Source organism: Chitinophaga sp. ARDCPP14, assembly GCF_051362515.1.
Classification (GTDB): Bacteria; Bacteroidota; Bacteroidia; order Chitinophagales; family Chitinophagaceae; genus Chitinophaga.
In genome coordinates this window covers 304,026-318,359 of the sequence record NZ_JBKIXB010000002.1, presented here as the reverse complement: position 1 = coordinate 318,359, position 14,334 = coordinate 304,026, and the positions used below count along the sequence as shown (strand labels likewise).

Genomic DNA, 14,334 nt, shown 5'->3' with positions numbered 1-14,334 from the left:
TCAGCCTTTAATTGCAAAGCAACCAAAGGCTGATAATTATTTGTTGATCATTGCCAGGAACTCATCTTCCGACAGGATCTTAATAGTATTAATTTTCTTGGCCTTTTCCAGTTTACTGCCGGCATCATCGCCTACTACCAGGTAGTTGAGTTTGCTGCTCACGCCGCTCACTATTTTACCGCCTTCCTGTTCTACCATTTCCTCTGCCTCGGTGCGTTTCAGCTTATGAAGGGTGCCGGTAAACAAAAACGTTTGTCCGTTGAGGTGACCCGGCGCATGCGCTTCCTTTTTAGTATTGGTCATGCTGATACCCAACGCTGCCAGCCTGTTCAGCATTTCGATGTTATCATTGTTGGCGAAGAACAACCGGATGGAGCCTGCTACTTTAGGTCCTATATCTTCCAGCGCCAGGATCTGTTCTTCTGTCCAGTTTTGGAGGTCCATGATATGGTTCACTGCATTGGCCAGTGTTTTAGCGGTTGTTTCTCCAACGTACCGGATGCCGAGCCCGAATATCAGGCGGTGCAGCGGCTGTGTTTTGGATTGCTCAATAGCGGATTGGAGGTTGGTCAGTGATTTTTTACCAAAGCCTTCCAGCGCGCCTATCTTCTCAAAATCCAATTCATAAATACCGGGTATATCTTTCAGGAGTCCTAATAAAAAGAATTTGCGCACATTACTTTCGCCGAAGCTTTTAATATCCATGGCGTCTTTGCTCACAAAGTGGATCATTCTTTCTACCACCTGTGCTTCGCAGTTGATATTGGTGCAGCGCCAAACGGCTTCCCCTTCCGGCTTTACGAGTTTATCATGACATACGGGGCAGCGGGTAGGGAAAATGATTTCCTGTTCGCTGCCGTCGCGCAGGTCGGCTACGGACTTCACGATGTAAGGAATTACGTCTCCGGCTCTTTCTACCAGCACGGTATCCCCGAGTTTGAGATCTTTCTCTTTAATTACTTCCTCATTGAAAAGGGAAATAGATCCAACGGTTACCCCACCAATGGGTACGGGGTCAATTTTTGCCACGGGAGTAACAGAGCCGGTACGGCCTACCTGGAACTCCACGCTGCGGAGCTTACTGGTGGCCTGCCGTGCTTTAAATTTATAGGCGATGGCCCAACGCGGGTGATGGGTGGTCATGCCCAGCCTGTCCTGCAGGTCATAGTCATTTACTTTGATCACCATGCCATCTATTTCATAAGGCAGGTTATCCCGTTCGGTTTCAAATTTTAATACGTAGTCGATAACACCTTGTATGCCTTTTATCACTTTCTTTTCTTTGGCAGGACTGCGGAAACCGAGTGTAGATAACAGTTCCAGTGTGCCGCTATGTGTTTTGAGCGCATCCGGTTCTGTTTTCCCGGTATTCATGTTATGATAGCTCATGTGATACAGGAAGGCTTCCAGTCCGCGTTTGGCCACTTCATTGGGATCTACCATCCGCAGTGAGCCGGAGGCCGCATTGCGCGGGTTGGCCAGCGGGGGGAGGTTGTCAGCAATACGTTTATCGTTAAAGGCTTTGAAAGTGTTTTTATTAATGAGTACTTCCCCGCGTATTTCTATCTGGTGAATGCCATATTTTGAGAAGGAGGCAGACAACGGGATGGAGCGGATCTGTTTGATATTGGTGGTGATGTCTTCTCCTGCTACGCCATCGCCGCGGGTGGCGCCACGTGTCAGCCGGTCGTCTTCATAAATGAGTGAAATACTGGCGCCATCGAACTTGGGTTCAACGCAATATTCAATTTCGGTAAGGCGGGCGCTTTCACGAGCTTTACGGTCCCAGTCCAGCAGGTCGTCTGCATTGTAGGAGTTTTCGAGGCTGAGCATGGGTACCAGGTGAGGTACCGTAATGAATTCTTTGGTGAGGCCTTGTGCTACCCGCTGGGTGGGGGAGTCGGATGTAACGAGGTCAGGATTTTCCAGTTCGAGTTTTTTCAGCCAGGCATACAACTGGTCGTATTCATAGTCGCTGATCACGGGTTCACTTTCCACGTAGTAACGCCAGTCGTTATAGCTGATTACACGGCGAAGGGCATCCAGGGTTTCATCAATGGATTGCAGCAGTTGTTCCTGCTTTAAATGGCTGAGCAGTTGTTTGGCCAGCTGCGTCAGGGTTATTTCTATCTCCTTTGTGTACATAATTGATATAACTGAGCCGTAAATTTAAACTTATCTTTCAGGTTAGAGATATCTGTTGAAAAAAATCCGGGCACTTTTGTTTTAAATGTGATATTTTTTTCTTTCATTTGGATATAGTTCCGCGTGTTATTGATAAACTGAGTTTTACTGTAATTCCACGTCTTTATGATGTCTATGTACACCAAGAACATCAACACGCACCTTGTTGAAATAAAGGATTATTTCAAGGTAGCTATTTCTGTCGACTGCGTCATTTTCGGGTTCAACAACGACGAGTTGAAGGTACTGTTGATAGAATCTGATCTCAAAGAGTTTAAGGGTAAGTGGTCGTTGCTGGGCGATATTGTACGGCCGGAGGAAGAGCTGGATGAAGCAGCTTACCGGGTGCTGAAGGCGCGCACCGGGCTGGATAACGTATACATGGAGCAGGTGCAAACCTTTGGGGCGGTGGAGCGTCATCCCGCAGGCAGGGTGATTACCGTGGCCTACTATTCACTGGTGAATATTGAGCATGTGGAATTGAAGATGAGTAATAACGAATTGCATTGGCACAGTGTAAAGGAACTGCGTGAAATGGCCTTTGATCATAAGCAGATCCTGGATACCTGCCATGAGCGGCTGAAGCAGCAGGTGCTGGTGCAGCCTATCGGTTTTAACCTGTTGCCCCGCAAGTTTTCCCTCCGCGAATTGCAGAACCTGTACGAGGCTATCCTGGATATGGAACTGGATCGCCGTAATTTCAGAAAGAAGTTTTTGTCGATGGATTTGTTGATGGATTTGAATGAAGAAGAGGAAGATGTACCTCATCGTCCGGCAAAGCTCTATAAATTCAATTTCGATAAATATGACCAAAGAAAGAAGCGTTATCTCGGAATAGGCTTCTAAAGATGACGATCTGATATTTTTTTCTCCATCACTTTTGCATTCTCTTGTATTCCTGTTAATTTGAATGAGATTGAAATCCTTTGTCACGAAGGATTTGCGATGGCCTGTGTCTGTCAAAAAACAGCCAGGTTAATTTTCTATCTAAATAGAAAAAAAAGTTGGTTTTTAACAAAACTTTAAGTAAGATTGTGTAAGATATACACATCTTAGAAGCAAACAATAATCGTTATAAAACCAAAATTTAACTTGTTCGCCAAAAGCAATTTTTCGTTTGTTTATTTCCGTATGTAGAAATTCCATTTAATAAGTTTGAAAAGCTATAAATCATTTATCATTAGTTTGATTTTATAGTTCCACGTTATGAAACAGAAGACCGCTAAGCATTAATGCCTTGTGTCTTACTTTATGCTTTCCCTTGTACAGGTAATGTACAGGGGAAAGTTGTTTTAGGGAAATACTAACCCGATCGGGGATCAGTTAAATATTTTGCAATAAGATCCGGTAGCTGTTCAATCAATTCTAATTCTGGGTAAACCCGCGCTATACCGGCAGTTCAGCTGCTTTTTCCGTAACTTGCATTCTTCGTGGATTTCATGCAGGAAGCATGAACCCCTGGTCAAAAATCCGGTAATTGATATGTCTTATACACCACAACATAAGGTTCGCATTGTAACAGCGGCAGCTTTATTCGACGGGCATGATGCGGCCATTAATATTATGCGGCGCATTATGCAGGCAAAGGGAGCCGAGGTCATTCACCTGGGGCATAACCGTTCTGCAGCTGAAATCGTAGACTGCGCCATCCAGGAAGATGCACAGGGAATCGCCGTCACCTCCTACCAGGGAGGCCACGTGGAATTTTTTAAATACATGTACGACCTGCTCCAGGAAAAAGGTTGCGGTCATATCAAGATCTTTGGCGGCGGCGGTGGTACCATTCTTCCTGTAGAAATAGCGGAACTGCATGCCTATGGCATTGCACGCCTTTATTCACCGGACGATGGCCGGCAAATGGGACTGGAAGGTATGATTGAGGATCTGATCAGTCAATGCGATACGGCCATCAAGCCATTAACTGCCGGCGCCGGTGTGGAAGATATCCCGCAGCTGCAGGCAGACAAAAATCCTAAGATCATTGCCAGGGCTATCAGCCTGGCAGAAAACGATATGCCGGTAGCCCTGCTCAGCGGGCAGAAAACAAGAACCGCTGTCACCGTAGATGAAACCGCCGGCGCACACATTACCCATACTGCCACAGAGCCGGAAAAGTCTCCAGTACTCGGTATCACCGGAACAGGCGGCGCCGGTAAAAGCAGCGTAACAGATGAACTGGTGCGCCGCTATCTCAATCATACTACCGATAAAACGGTGGCTGTAATTTCTGTAGACCCTTCCAAGAAGAAGACCGGCGGCGCATTGCTGGGCGACAGGATCCGGATGAATGCCATCCACCATCCACGTGCCTATATGCGTTCGCTGGCAACCCGTGAAAGCGATAAAGCCATCAGTGAACATATCCAGGAAGCCATCGATGTCTGCAAACTGGCCGCCTACGATTTTATTATCCTGGAAACATCCGGTATTGGGCAGAGCGATACGGCTATCACCGATTACTGCGATGTATCGCTGTATGTGATGACACCAGAGTACGGCGCCGCTTCCCAGCTGGAGAAGATCAACATGCTGGACTATGCCGACGTGATTGCCATCAACAAATTTGATAAGGCCGGCGCACTGGATGCCCTGCACGATGTGCGTAAACAATATAAGCGTAACCATAACCTCTGGAACGCCAAGGAAGAAGAATTGCCGGTAGTGGGCTCTATTGCTTCCCAGTTCAACGACGCAGGCATCAACCTGCTGTTTGAAAAAGTAATGGAAAAAGTGGAAGAGAAAACCGGGGCCAGCTTCGGCCCTATGGCGCATGAAAGCATTAAATCTACTTCTACCAAATCACAGATCATCCCCCCGGCCAGGGTACGCTACCTGGCAGAGATTTCAGAAGCCATCGGCGATTACAGCAAATGGGTGGATGAACAATGTACACTCGCTACACAACTATACCAGGTACAAGGCGTGATGGCGCTGCAGCCGGCATCAGCCGCCACATTGGCCGACGTGAAAGCCCACCTGGAGAAATCATTACATCCCGAATGTAAAAAACTCGTGGAGGAATGGCCTGCACTGGTAGAGAAATATGCCGCCGATTTTTATGAGTTCCAGGTAAGGGACAAAGTGATCAAACTGCCGCTGTACAGCGAAAGCCTGAGCCACAGCCGTATTCCAAAGGTATCACTGCCTAAATACAAAGACTGGGGCGATATTCTCCGCTGGCAGCTCACAGAAAACCTGCCTGGTGAATTTCCATACGCAGCGGGCGTGTTCCCGCTGAAACGCGAAGGAGAAGATCCTACGCGCATGTTTGCCGGCGAAGGCGGTCCCGAAAGGACGAATAAACGTTTCCACTACGTATCACTCGACCAGCCGGCAAAGCGGCTGTCTACTGCATTCGACAGCGTTACCCTTTACGGTGAAGATCCGGCAATACGCCCCGATATTTATGGTAAAGTGGGTAACTCCGGTGTGAGCATTGCCACAGTAGACGACGCTAAAAAATTATACAGCGGTTTCGATCTCTGCGATCCGAAAACGTCGGTGTCTATGACCATTAACGGCCCGGCGCCCATACTGCTGGCATTTTTCATGAATGCCGCCATTGATCAGCAATGTGAAAAATATATCAAGGAGCAGGGGCTTACAGAAAAAGTAAAGGCCCTCATCAAAACTAAATTCAAAGATCATCCGCTGCCGCATTACAGCGGCGACCTGCCCGCCGGTAACGATGGTTTGGGTTTGCAGCTGTTGGGAATTTCGGGAGAAGAGGTACTCGATAAAGATGTGTATGAAAAGATCAAAGCGCATGCCCTCAGCACTGTTCGTGGTACCGTGCAGGCAGATATCCTGAAGGAAGACCAGGCACAAAACACCTGTATCTTCTCTACAGAATTTGCATTAAAACTGATGGGCGATGTACAGGAATATTTTATTACCCAAAAGGTACGCAACTTCTATTCCGTCAGCATTTCCGGCTACCACATTGCAGAAGCCGGCGCCAATCCTATCACCCAGCTGGCCTTTACCCTGGCCAACGGTTTTACCTACGTGGAGTATTACCTGAGCCGCGGCATGAACATCGATGACTTCGCGCCTAATCTGTCGTTCTTCTTCAGCAATGGGATGGACCCCGAGTATGCGGTGATTGGTCGCGTGGCCCGCCGTATCTGGGCTAAGGCTATCAAGTATAAATACAAAGGAAACGACCGCTCCCAGAAACTGAAGTATCACATTCAAACTTCCGGTCGCAGTTTACACGCACAGGAAATTGATTTTAACGATATCCGTACCACCTTGCAGGCGCTGTACGCGATTTACGATAACTGTAATTCCCTGCATACCAACGCCTATGATGAAGCCATCACCACACCTACAGAAGAAAGTGTGAGAAGGGCAATGGCTATACAGCTCATCATTAACCGTGAACTAGGTACTGCTAAAAACGAAAACCCCGTACAGGGAGCGTTCTTTATTGAGGAACTCACCGACCTGGTGGAAGAAGCCGTGCTAACGGAATTCAACCGCATCACCGAACGTGGCGGCGTATTAGGCGCCATGGAAAGAATGTACCAGCGCAACAAAATACAGGAAGAAAGCCTGTACTATGAATCGCTGAAGCATACCGGCGAATTCCCGATCGTAGGCGTAAATACCTTCCTGAATAAAAACGGCTCCCCTACCATTATTCCGGCAGAAGTGATCCGCTCTACTACAGAAGAAAAGGAATTCCAGATCCATACCCTCGAAGCTTTCCAGCAAAGGCACCAGCATAAGAGCGCTGCTGCACTTAAGCAATTGCAGCAGGTAGCGGTCAGCAATGGCAACCTCTTTGCAGAGCTGATGGAAACAGTGAAGCATTGCTCATTGGGGCAAATCACGCATGCACTGTATGAAGTAGGAGGGCAGTACAGAAGAAATATGTAATCTTAATACTGTTATAAAAAGCCTGTATCAGATATTGATACGGGCTTTTTTTATGCCGCTTTGTATTATATTAGTATTACCTTTTTGATGGCCATTATCAGCCGGGCATGTCTATCCTATTTTTACAGCTTCACTTATCGGAACTACTATGAAGAAAATACTCTTGGGTTTGGTTTTATTGAGCGCTTTGCAGGCAAATGCCCAAACAGCAGATACCATGGCGAAGCGGGTGTTACTGCCCAATGGCTGGGCCTTAACGCCGGTGGGGCATTCGTTGCCGCTCGGAGATCTACCGCTGAATATGGTAGTATCGCCGTCGAAAAAAATGATAGCGGTTACCAACAACGGGCAGAGCAAACAAACCATACAGCTGATAGACGCCAGGAAGGAGATGATACTTGATGAAGTGAGTATCCCCAAAGCCTGGCTGGGTCTTGCATTCAGCAGGGACGAAAAGAAACTGTATGCTTCCGGCGCCAACGATAACGTGATATGGCAGTATGCTATCAACAATAATAAATTACAGGTAACAGATAGTATCCGACTGGGATTGTCGTGGCCCAAAGAGAAAATTTGTCCTACCGGAATGACCATTGATTACTCACGTAACCGGTTATACGTAGCTACCAAGGAAGACAACAGCTTATATAGTATCGACTTGCTTACCAATAAGGTGGTGGGCAAAGTGGCATTGGGTGCGGAAGCATATACTGTTGTCTCATCTAAAAACAGGAACCTGTTATACATCTCTCTCTGGGGAGGCGATGCGGTGGCGGTATTTGATATTGCCACTAATAAGATTATAAACACTATCAAAACGGGAAGTCATCCTAACGAAATGATATTGTCTGCCAACGGGAAATATTTGTACGTGGCTAATGCCAATGATAATTCGGTATCGGTGATCAGTACTACCGGTCAACGGGTGATTGAATCGCTGCAAACAGCGCTGTACCCGGATGCTCCGGCCGGCTCCACCACTAATGGCCTGGCGCTGTCTGCCAATAACAACACACTTTATATTGCCAATGCCGATAATAACTGTCTGGCTGTTTTTGATGTGGAAACACCAGGTAAGAGCAGGTCGGAAGGGTTTATCCCGGTAGGATGGTATCCCACTTGTGTAAGAAGGATCGGCAAAAAAATATTTGTAGCCAATGGCAAGGGATTTACGTCGATGGCTAATCCGGAAGGGCCTAATCCGGTGAGCAGGAAAGATGAAAGCGGATCGCACCTGGCTAATACCCGTAAAGATAGGCCCGTACAGTATATAGCCGGTTTATTTAAAGGTACACTGTCGGTATTCAATGAACCGGGCGAAGCGCTGCTGGGCCGCTGGTCCAAACAGGTGTATGAAAATACACCTTACACAAAAGAGAAAGAGCAGCATGCCGCTGGGGAAGCGGGGAATCCTATTCCCCGTGCCGCCGGACAATCATCGCCTATTAAGTATGTATTTTATATTATCAAGGAAAACCGCACCTACGACCAGGTGTTAGGTGACATGCCGCAGGGTAATGGCGACAGCAGCTTATGTATTTTCCCTGAGCGCATTACTCCTAACCAGCATCGTTTATCCAACGAGTTTGTATTACTGGATAATTTTTATGTAGATGCGGAAGTAAGCGCCGACGGGCATAACTGGAGCATGGCAGCTTATGCTACTGATTACGTGGAGAAGACATGGCCTACCAGTTATGGTGGTCGCGGTGGTAGCTACGACTATGAAGGCAGCCGTAAAGTGGCTTATCCGGAAAAAGGATTTATTTGGGATTACTGTCAGCGCGCTGGTGTGAGCTACCGCACCTACGGTGAGTTTGCCGGCAAGGGAAAGGCCGCGCTGAAATCGCTGGACAATCATTTCTGCAGCGATTATCCTTCTTTCGACCTTTCCATACAGGATATTGCGCGGCAGGAAATCTGGCAGCATGATTTCGATTCATTGCTGGCGATAGATGCAGTACCGCATTTTAACAGCATCCGTTTGGGGAATGATCATACCAGCGGCATGCGGAAGGGCGCCTATTCGCCGTATGCTTCCGTGGCCGATAACGATCTGGCGGTAGGCCGGCTGGTAGATTACATCTCCCACAGTAAGATATGGAAGGAGAGCGCCATTTTTATACTGGAAGATGATGCGCAGAATGGCCCTGATCACGTGGATGCCCACCGTTCACCGGCTTACGTGATCAGCCCTTACGTAAAGCGGAATGCCGTAAATCATAACATGTATTCCACATCGGGTATGCTGCGTACGATGGAGTTGATCCTGGGTTTGCCGGCGATGAGCCAGTATGATGCTGCGGCTACTCCCATGTGGGAATTATTTTCCGCTACGCCTGATCTGCGGCCGTACACCGTATTGCCTGCAAATGTGGATATTAACGAAAGAAATACTGCCTGGAATGAAAGCGCCCGCCGGTCGGCCAGCTTCGACCTGGCGCATGAAGACCGGGTGCCTGACCTGGAGCTGAATGAGGTGGTGTGGAAGGCTATTCATGGTGAACAGGCAGTGATGCCGGCGCCCAGGAGAAGCGCTTTTGTGAAGTTACGGGCTGCCGAAGATGAGGACGATTGATAAATCGATTAAGCAAATCCGCAAAACTTTTCTATTTTAGGGTTTCCTAAATTCAAAAACGTTATGGTTGCAAGGAGAGATTTTCTTAAGAACGGCGCCCTGGTAGCAGGCGTTGTTGGGCTTGGATTGCCCAAAACAGTATTTGGCTGGAATGGGTATACCTCCCAACGTCCGCCCCTGGCAAAGCGGAAATTCACCAGCGAAGCGGTGGAAAAGACAATTATCAAGGTAAAGTCCCAGATTGCGGATACCAAATTGGGATGGCTGTTCGAAAACTGTTTCCCTAACACGCTCGATACAACGGTTAACTTTAAGAAAGAAAACGGCCGGCCCGATACTTTCGTGATCACCGGTGATATCAACGCCATGTGGCTGCGCGACTCTTCTGCCCAGGTATGGCCTTACCTGCCACTGGTAAAGGATGATGCGAAACTGAAAGAAATGGTGGTGGGCGTTATCAACCGTCAAACGAAATGTATCCTCATTGATCCGTATGCCAACGCCTTTAATGAAGGCCCTACCGGCAGCGAATGGGATAAAGATCTGACCACCATGAAGCCGGAGCTGCATGAACGCAAATGGGAGATTGATTCCCTGTGTTACCCGGTCCGGTTGTCTTATAATTACTGGAAAATCAGCGGGGATAATACCCCCTTCGATGATAAATACAAACAGGCGGCGCAGCTCATCGTGAAAACATTTAAGGAGCAGCAGCGTAAAGACGGCCACGGTCCTTACAAATTTCAGCGTAATTCACCTGTACAATCAGATACTGTTGCCAACGGAGGCTGGGGGAACCCTATTTCTCCGGTGGGACTGATCGTTTCTATATTCCGTCCTTCAGACGATGCTACAGTATTTCCTTTTCTGATTCCGTCCAACATGTTTGCCGTGGTATCCCTGCGTCAGCTGGCGGAAATCAGTGAAACAATATATAAAGATGCGGCCTTTGCGCACGAATGTACGGCGCTGGCTGATGAGGTAGACCGTGCTATTAAGTCGCATGCCATTGTGGAGCATCCTAAGTTAGGTATGATGTATGGTTTTGAGGTAGATGGTTTCGGAAACCGTTTATTCCTCGATGATACCAATGTGCCCAGCCTCCTGTCTATTCCTTACCTGGGATATACCGGCATTGACGATCCGTTGTACCAGGCATCCCGGCACTTTGTATGGAGTAATTTCCAGCCCTGGTTTTACAGGGGTAAATATGGCGATGGGGTAGGTAGCCCGCATACCGGCAACGACTATATCTGGCCAATGAGTATTATCATGCGGGCGTTGACCAGTCATGATAAGGAGGAAATAGCTTCCTGTATTAAAACCTTGCGCAATACCGACGGTGAAACCGGCTTTATTCATGAATCTTATCACAAAGATGATCCCTCTAAATTTACCCGTCCGTGGTTTGCCTGGGTGAATACACTCTTTGGTGAACTGATCCTGAAGGTAAGCCAGGAGTATCCTGATCTGCTGAAGAGACAATACGCATAAATAATCCAGTTATTTCTACCAGGGATTTTGTGGTTTATGTTCAATATATTGCGAACATACATCATGAAATCCCTGATTTTTTTAGTTATTAATACCAGATAAATGACGCCAGCAGATATTTACCAGCAAAGGATTCACCAGTTCCGGGAAGCGATAAAAAAAGAGAAGCGGTTAACCGCCAGCCTTTCATGGGCCCGGCTGGCCAGTTTCCTGGTGATGGTAGCCGGCATCGTGTTTTTTATCCGGAGCGGCTGGGAAGCGCCATGGCTGCTGGTAACAGCTGCCGGTATGCTTGCGTTTATAGTGTTGTTGATATGGTATTCCAAAGCGCAGCAGAAGCTGCAGCTTTTTAAATCCCTGCTGGAGTTGAATGAGAAGGAGTGGCAGTTGGTCACTACCGGGCAATCGGCTTTTGACGACGGGAATGAGTTCGTGGACGACAGCCATGATTTCAGCAGCGACCTCGATGTTTTTGGGCCATCTTCTGTTTTTCAGCATATTAACCGCACGGGTACATTGTCCGGCAGACGCCAGCTGGCGGCTGCGCTGCGTGACCCGCTTGAAGATGCCCCGGCTATTCTGGCCACACAGGAGGCTTTGCAGGTACTTACACCCGAACTGGAGTTCCGGCAGCTGCTTACTGCCAATGCCATGCTGGCGAAAGAAGAAGAAAGCGATCGCCGGGAAATCAGCGCATGGCTGGAAATGCCTTTCCACTTTCTGCACAACAAATTTATAAATGTGGTTATCTGGCTGAGTCCTTTGCTGGTAACCGGCTCCATTGTATATTATGCCATCACTGGTAAATACTACCCGTTGTTGATACTGATCATGTTAAACTGGTTGCTGCTGGGCGCTAGTCAGAAAAAGATCATGGCGCAATATGTATTGATTTCGCATAAGGAAAGGATACTGGATAAGTTTTCTATCTTATTACATCTTATAAAAAACGGCAGTTTCAAAAAATCCGCGTTGCTGCAGCAACAGCAGGATAAGGCCAAAGAAGCCGATGTAGCATTGCGGCAGCTGTCTAAAATATGTAATGCCTTTGATCAGCGGCTAAACCTTTTGATTGGACTGGGGCTTAACTCCCTGATGCTGTACGACCTCCATTGCATCCTGCGTTTGGAACGGTGGAAGAAACAGCATAAACAGCACATTACCGGGTGGTTTGATGTGATTACCCAGCTGGAAGTGTGGAACAGCCTGGCTACCTACGCCTTTAATCATCCGGAATTTTCGTGGCCGGCGCCGCAAGCGGAAGGGCGTGTCCTGGAGGCTACGGCACTGGGGCATCCGTTGATCCCGGCCAATGAATGCGTAAAGAATGACGGCGCCACTGGCCGTAAAGATCATTTCCTGATCATTACCGGATCGAATATGTCCGGTAAAAGTACCTTCCTGCGGAGCGTAGGCTCCAACCTGTTGCTGGCTATGTGCGGCGCTCCGGTGTGTGCGGACCGTTTTGTATTCAGCCCTATGCGTATCATGACTTCCATGCGAATCAAGGATTCGATTGCCAGTCATACTTCCTATTTCCAGGCAGAGTTGCTGCGGTTACAGCATATTATCCATCACCTGAAAACCGGTGCGCGGGTTTTTATTTTGTTAGATGAAATTCTCAAAGGCACCAATTCTGAAGATAAATTATCGGGCTCGCGCAGCCTGATTGAGCATTTCCTGCAATATAACTGCCTGGGCATGATTGCTACGCACGACCTGGAACTGGGGCAGCTGGAATCGGCTTATCCGCACCAGATCAGGAATTATTGTTTTGAAAGCACTATACAGGACAACCATTTGTTTTTCGACTACCGCATCCGGGAGGGTATTGCGAGAAATAAAAACGCCACTTTCCTGATGAAGCAAATGGAAATTATTTAAATCCTAAATATTTTAGTATTTTTACTAAAATATTTAGTCTATGACTTTGCCATTCCAGGAGGGCGCACCGGAAAATCCATACTATAAAGGGCGCGGAGCACAGATTAATCCCAAGAATAAATACCTGGCAGATGAATATGCGCAGGAGCATGCCGAAGGCATTGATGAATGGTGGCAGGCAGATGTACCTACCCAGGTGTTCGAGGAACATGCGAAAAATCTCGTGAATAAGGTGGACAGTCCGGATGTGGGGATGTGGTATTCCATGAACCCCTACCAGGGCTGTGAGCATGGCTGCATTTACTGTTATGCCCGTAACACCCACCAGTATTGGGGTTTGAGCGCGGGTTTGGATTTTGAAAGAAAGATTATTGTAAAACATAACGCCCCGGAACTGCTGCGCAGGTTCCTGGATAATAAAAAGTGGGACCCCAAGCCGATTTCCCTTTCGGGGAATACGGACTGCTATCAGCCGGTAGAACGCAAGATGTGGCTTACCCGGCAGTTGCTGGAGGTGGCGCTGGAATACAAACAGCCCATAGGGATCATTACTAAAAACTCGCTGGTATTGCGGGATCGTTACCTGTTACAGCAGCTGGCACAGGATAACCTGGTATGCGTGTACCTGTCTATCACCACGTTGCAGGAAGACCTGCGGCAAAAAATGGAGCCCCGTACCGCTACGGCGGCGCAACGGCTAAAGGTGGTGAAGGAGCTGAGTGATCTTGGGATACCCGTTGGCGTTATGACGGCCCCGCTCATTCCGGGACTCAATGACCATGAAATTCCCCGCCTGCTGGAAGCTGCAGCAGCCAATGGCGCTAAATATGCAGGGTATACGGTAGTGCGGCTCAACGATGCGGTGAAGATCATTTTCAACGACTGGCTCTATAAAAACTTCCCCGACCGGGCAGATAAAGTATGGCACCATATAGAAAGTATGCACGGGGGAAAGGTGAATGACAGCGACTTTGGGCGGAGAATGAGGGGAGAAGGCAACATTGCGGACCTCATAAAGCAGCAGTTTAAAATTCATACAAAGAAGAATGGCTTGAACCAGGAACGCTTCGAATTCAATACAGCAGCCTTCCGCCGGCCGAATTCGCAATTAAGCCTGTTCTGATTATCAATGATATGTAGTTGCACTTTAAACTAATTGTTAAGTCTGGGAAAAAAGTAGGGTGTTTTTTTGTGTAATAAAAAAAATAAAAATTACCTTTGCTTCAAGAACAAAAATAACTGTGCAACTTATATCAACATACGAGATTTCAGCGATGGCCTGCCAACACAAGCAGGTCAAGGCCAGAATG

At 47.7% G+C, this 14,334-nt stretch carries 7 protein-coding genes; 6 read left to right on the top strand and 1 reads right to left on the bottom strand.

Annotated elements, in window-relative coordinates; all coding sequences use genetic code 11:
• Positions 1 to 36: 36 nt before the first annotated feature.
• A complete protein-coding gene (ligA, locus tag ACLHR0_RS05865; RefSeq protein ID WP_436485329.1) occupies positions 37 to 2,145 on the bottom strand; it encodes an NAD-dependent DNA ligase LigA in 2,109 nt (702 codons plus the stop codon).
• Positions 2,146 to 2,310: 165 nt separating this feature from the next.
• On the opposite strand from ligA, the gene ACLHR0_RS05860 reads away from it, so the two are divergent.
• The 6 genes from ACLHR0_RS05860 to ACLHR0_RS05835 all read left to right on the top strand — a co-directional run bounded on the left by ACLHR0_RS05860 (position 2,311) and on the right by ACLHR0_RS05835 (position 14,147).
• Entirely contained in the window at positions 2,311 to 3,030 is a 720-nt protein-coding gene (locus tag ACLHR0_RS05860) for an NUDIX hydrolase (RefSeq protein WP_370908580.1), read from the top strand.
• 636 nt (positions 3,031 to 3,666) lie between these two features.
• Positions 3,667 to 7,068 (top strand): methylmalonyl-CoA mutase family protein, encoded by a 3,402-nt coding sequence (locus ACLHR0_RS05855; RefSeq protein ID WP_436485327.1) that lies wholly within the window; start codon positions 3,667 to 3,669, stop codon positions 7,066 to 7,068.
• A gap of 148 nt (positions 7,069 to 7,216) precedes the next feature.
• Positions 7,217 to 9,646 carry a beta-propeller fold lactonase family protein gene (locus tag ACLHR0_RS05850; RefSeq protein ID WP_436485325.1) on the top strand — a complete coding sequence of 810 codons (2,430 nt, stop codon included), beginning with the start codon at positions 7,217 to 7,219 and terminating at the stop codon, positions 9,644 to 9,646.
• 63 nt (positions 9,647 to 9,709) lie between these two features.
• Entirely contained in the window at positions 9,710 to 11,140 is a 1,431-nt protein-coding gene (locus ACLHR0_RS05845; RefSeq protein WP_436485323.1) for a glycoside hydrolase family 125 protein, read from the top strand.
• 102 nt (positions 11,141 to 11,242) lie between these two features.
• Entirely contained in the window at positions 11,243 to 13,024 is a 1,782-nt protein-coding gene (locus tag ACLHR0_RS05840; protein ID WP_436485321.1) for a MutS-related protein, read from the top strand.
• Positions 13,025 to 13,064: 40 nt separating this feature from the next.
• Positions 13,065 to 14,147: a PA0069 family radical SAM protein gene (locus ACLHR0_RS05835; RefSeq protein WP_370908575.1), complete on the top strand. Its 1,083-nt coding sequence runs from the start codon at positions 13,065 to 13,067 to the stop codon at positions 14,145 to 14,147.
• Positions 14,148 to 14,334: the final 187 nt, after the last annotated feature.